The sequence below is a fragment of the Pseudomonas sp. KK4 genome (assembly GCF_001984065.1).
In the GTDB taxonomy this organism is placed as follows: Bacteria; Pseudomonadota; Gammaproteobacteria; order Pseudomonadales; family Pseudomonadaceae; genus Aquipseudomonas.
The window spans coordinates 1-4574 of sequence record NZ_LYVP01000207.1 but is presented as its reverse complement, the minus strand read 5'-3'; the positions used below and the strand labels follow the sequence as shown (position 1 = coordinate 4574).

Annotated in this window: 4 protein-coding genes; 3 read left to right on the top strand and 1 reads right to left on the bottom strand. The window is 60.2% G+C overall.

Annotated elements, in window-relative coordinates; genetic code table 11:
• Positions 1 to 67: 67 nt before the first annotated feature.
• The gene (locus B0W55_RS28745) at positions 68 to 436 is read right to left on the bottom strand and encodes a DUF427 domain-containing protein (RefSeq protein WP_077049284.1); all 369 of its coding nucleotides are present in this window, start codon (positions 434 to 436) and stop codon (positions 68 to 70) included.
• Between the two features lie 258 nt (positions 437 to 694).
• Between B0W55_RS28745 and B0W55_RS28740 the strand changes: the two genes are divergently transcribed.
• From B0W55_RS28740 to B0W55_RS28725, 3 genes are all read left to right on the top strand, one after another.
• A complete protein-coding gene (locus tag B0W55_RS28740; RefSeq protein WP_077049285.1) occupies positions 695 to 2644 on the top strand; it encodes a DNA topoisomerase III in 1950 nt (649 codons plus the stop codon).
• Positions 2645 to 2886: 242 nt separating this feature from the next.
• Entirely contained in the window at positions 2887 to 3384 is a 498-nt protein-coding gene (locus B0W55_RS28735; RefSeq protein WP_077049283.1) for a GNAT family N-acetyltransferase, read from the top strand.
• Between the two features lie 518 nt (positions 3385 to 3902).
• A complete protein-coding gene (locus tag B0W55_RS28725; RefSeq protein WP_077049281.1) occupies positions 3903 to 4232 on the top strand; it encodes a hypothetical protein in 330 nt (109 codons plus the stop codon).
• Positions 4233 to 4574 lie beyond the last annotated feature (342 nt).

Here is a 4574-nt window from a genome sequence, read left to right as displayed (position 1 = left end):
GCATCATTGGCGACTGACACACCGCTTTCGCGAGCAAGCCCGCTCCCACAAGGTCAAGGCTTGAAGATCACTCGTCGAGTTCGACCACTTCAAATTTCACCTGGTCCGGGTAGAACGCCACATAGTCTTTGATCTGCGACACGGACACTTTCGGATTCTCGTAACTCCACACCGCATTCGCCCCTTCATGCCCCGGCACCTGCAAACTGAAATAACTGGCATCGCCCTTGTACGGGCAATAGCTGGTGTGATCGGTGCGGGCGTAATACTTCTCGTCGATGTCTTCGCGCGGCACGTAGTACACCGGCGGGTAGTTGGCTTCCAGCAGCACCAACGCGCGGGAAGACGCCGCCACCTGGATGCCGTGGAACTTCACCAACAGGCAGCCGGGTTGCTCGGCGATGGTGATGACAGGACTGGGACCGGTGCTTTTCATGGAACACATTCCTCATGACGATGATTGACCCTGTGGGCGCGTGGCTTGCCCGCGAAGGGCTGCACGGCAGCCCCAAAACCTGAGACCACGATCAAACAGGTATAACTCAAATTCCCCCCTCACGACGGCCTCACAGCCAAACGGGCTTTTAAAACCTTCTTCACGCACACGCTGTACATCCATACAGATAAAGATTGCCGCCGCGCGCATCAACCGCCATTCTGTGCACCTCCCGGACACTGATCGACGATGGTGGTTATGCGGCTGTACCTTTGCGAAAAACCTTCCCAGGCCAAGGACATTGCGACCGTGCTCGGCGCCAGGCGCCGTGGCGATGGCTGCTGGCTGGGAACGGACGTCACGGTGACCTGGTGCATCGGCCATCTGCTGGAAACCGCGCCGCCGGATGCCTACGACGCTCGCTACAAGCGCTGGGTGCTGGCGGACCTGCCGATCATCCCGGACAAATGGAAGATGACCGTCAAGCCGCGCACCGCCAGTCAGTACAAGGCAGTCAAGCGCCTGCTGGGTGAAGCTTCGGAACTGATCATTGCCACCGACGCCGACCGTGAGGGCGAAATGATCGCCCGGGAACTGGTGGAGCATTGCCGCTATCGCGGGCCGATTCGTCGCTTGTGGCTGTCGGCGCTGGACGATGCCTCGATCCGCAAGGCCCTGGCCGCACTCAAGCCTGGGGCCGAAACCTTCAGCCTGTATCACTCCGCATTGGGGCGCAGCCGGGCCGACTGGCTGATCGGCATGAACATGAGTCGGTTGTTCACCCTGCTGGGGCGCCAGTCCGGTTATCAGGGGGTATTGCCGGTGGGCCGCGTGCAGACCCCGACCCTGCGCCTGGTAGTGGACCGCGACCGCAGCATCGCCGACTTCGTCCCGGTGCCCTATTGGGCCATCGACGTGCAACTGCTGCACGACGGCACCCCGTTCACCGCGCAATGGCGCGCCCCTTCCGACAGTTGCGACGACCAGGATCGCTGCCTGAACCAGCCGCTGGCGCAGCAAGCTGCAGCGGCCATGATGGGCGCGGCCAGTGCCAGGGTGATCAAGCTGCGCACCGAGCGCATGCGTGAAGTGGCGCCGCTGCCGTTCGACCTGGGGACCCTGCAGGAAGTCTGCTCGAAGAAACTCGGCCTCGGCGCCCAGGAAACCCTGGATATCGCCCAGTCGCTCTACGAAACCTACAAGGTCATCACCTACCCGCGCAGCGACTGCGGCTACCTGCCCCTGAGCCAGCACAGCGAAGCGCCGGCGATTCTGGCGGCATTGCGCCAGGCCGACCCAACGCTCGACGCCCTGCGCGACCATTTGGAGCCGCAGCGTCGTTCGCGGGCCTGGAACGACGCCAAGGTCAGCGCGCACCACGGCATCATTCCCACCGCCGCGGCGAAGAACCTCGAACGCCTGGCGGGCAAGCAGCGCGCCGTCTACACCCTGATCCGCGCCCGCTATCTGGCGCAGTTCCTGCCCAACCACGAATACGACCGCACCCAGGCCGACTTCGACTGCGCCGGCCAGGCTCTGCGCGCGGTCGGCAAGCAGATCGTCGAACCCGGTTGGAAACGCGCCCTGCCCGAAGCCCTGGCGCCAGCCAAGGGCCGCGAAGCGCCTGCCCCGCAAACCTTGCCGCACCTGCGCGAGGGCATTGATTGCGCGGTGGCCAACGTCCAGCTCAAGGACCTGTGGACCCAACCGCCCAAACCCTTTACCGAAGGCGACTTGATCAAGGCCATGAAAAACGTCGCCAAGCTGGTGGAAGACCCGCTGCTCAAACAAAAGCTCAAGGACACCACCGGCATCGGCACCGAAGCGACCCGCGCCTCGATCATCCAGGGCCTGCTGGACCGTGGTTACCTGATCAAGAACGGCAAGGCCCTGGCCGCCACCCCCGCCGCCTTCAGCCTGATCGACGCCGTACCGCGGGCCATTGCCGACCCGGGCACCACCGCGATTTGGGAACAGGCGCTGGACATGGTGCAGAGTGGAGAAATGAGCCTGGAGGAGTTCGTCACCAAACAGGCGGCGTGGATGAGCAAGCAAGTGGCCCGCTGCGCCGGGATGAGCATGACCATCACCGGTCCCGCCAGCCCTGCAGGGCGCGGTGCGACCCCGTGGAAAAACAAGCGCAAGCCTGGCAAGCGCAAGGCTGCGACCGCATCCAAACGACCCGCCAAGACATCAGGCAAAGGCTGAAGCCTGACGCAATTTCTGTGCTAAGGGAGCTCTTGGTGGCAAGGGAGCTTTTGTGCCAAGGCAGCTTTTGTGACAAGGGAGCTTTTGTGGCGAGGGAGCTTGCTCCCGTTGGGTCGCGAAGCGGCCCTTTTTGTTGCCCGAAAAGCGGGGACCGCTGCGCGCTCCAGCGGGAGCAAGCTCCCTCGCCACGGGGTCCTCGTTGTTCGACCTATCCTTGGTTGATGTATCCAGGAGCCCCTTCCATGAAAACCATTGAACTGCACCCCACCCAACGCGACGACCTGCCAATCATCGAAAACCTGATGCAGTTCTACACCTACGACTTCAGCCAATGGCTGCCGCTGGAACTGGGCGAACACGGCTTTTTCAATCTCCAACCCCTGACCGACTATTGGCGAAACCCCGCAACCCGGCCGTTTCTGATCCGAGTCGACGGCGAACTCGCCGGATTCGTGACCGTGGACAACGCCACCTGCTTGCCCGACGCCGAATACAACATCGGTTACCTGTTCGTCGCACGACGCTTTCGTGGCCAGGGTGTCGCGACTTTTGTCGTTTCCACCCTCTTGAGTCGATTTCCCGGTCAGTGGCAAATTTTGCATCTGGCGGCCAATCTGCCTGCGGCGCAGTTCTGGAAGGCAGTCATTCCGAGGCTCGCAGCGCAAGACGTCAGCCAGCATCACCTGACGATCGACGCCAATCCATGCGTCGTTTATCGCTTTGCCGGCTCACCCGCCTGACCCCGCCACATCCCTTCCCTAATTCCAAATCGACTTTGTCCGACAATATGTAGTGACCAAAAATAATCACTACAAAACCGTTGACGCCTTCGATTTGCCCTTGCATGATGCAGACGTCTCCCCGATCGGGAGTACAGGCAACACGTTTGAGCAAGCTCGTCTGACCGCCGAGCTGTTTTTTCCGGATACACGCTGCCCACAAGGCAGATTGAAGAAGCTGACCTGGCCTGAACGTCCAGTACAAGGACGAGAAGCGCTGGCGATCCATCCTCATGACGCTTGTGGCCGAGCCTGAAAAGGTCGGCAGGGCCAAAAGGTTATCGCCGCTTCTCTTCGTTGTGACGCTATTGCGTAGCAGTTATTCAACACGACTACATGCAACAGACGCAGGACCTCGCCACTTGCGGCGAACGACTGCTGACGTCCTGGTTTCGGTGCCAGGGATCAACTAACCGATGGGCTACTTGTATTAGCGAATCAACTTTGAAAGATCACCAAATGGTCAAGGGGGCTCTACCATGAATCTGAACAATCAACCGACTATCGAAGAACTGGCTCGTATGTTCGCTGCGAAAAAAGACAGCCACGACAGCCATATTCTGTGGATCAGCAAATCGGGTCAGGTGCATATCGACAGCCTGTCGCCCTACGCCCACGAAGCGGAGTTCGACCAGAACAACCAGAACCTGCTGGCCCGCCTGAAGATGTACCGTCGCGGCCAGGGCTATGTCGGCAAGAAAGCCGCAGCCGACAAGGACTTCATCGGTAATGTTCTGCAAACGCTGAAACAGGCCTGGGATTCGCTGCAGAACAACAACGAAGTTCGGGTGATTGACCGGTTCTACTAATTGAAATGAGTCATCGCTGACTCATAAATAAAAAGGGCCTGCTCCCAACAAGAGCAGGCCTTTTTTTATTGCCTCGAATTCCTGCCCGACACCGATCAATTTGTGGGAGCGGGCTTGCTCGCGAAGGCGGTGTGGCAATAGGCACAAAAGTCGACTGACCCGACGCATTCGCGAGCAAGCCCGCTCCCACAGGGTCTGTGGTGGTGGCGGAAATCGGGGGGCGCATCCATAGGTGTCACTTATGCGCAGCATTGGATATCGGTCTTGGACGCTATGCGAGGATCGGCAGAAGATGACTCCACACCCAAGCACAACCCCCCTGCTACCGGAGAGTCATCATGC

What these genes read in the sequence shown, in the direction of transcription:
- B0W55_RS28735 (WP_077049283.1), top strand. Translation starts at nt 2,887, where the DNA reads ATGAAAACCATTGAACTGCACCCCACCCAACGCGACGACCTGCCAATC.
- B0W55_RS28725 (WP_077049281.1), top strand. Translation starts at nt 3,903, where the DNA reads ATGAATCTGAACAATCAACCGACTATCGAAGAACTGGCTCGTATGTTC.
- B0W55_RS28745 (WP_077049284.1), bottom strand. Translation starts at nt 436, where the DNA reads ATGAAAAGCACCGGTCCCAGTCCTGTCATCACCATCGCCGAGCAACCC.
- B0W55_RS28740 (WP_077049285.1), top strand. Translation starts at nt 695, where the DNA reads ATGCGGCTGTACCTTTGCGAAAAACCTTCCCAGGCCAAGGACATTGCG.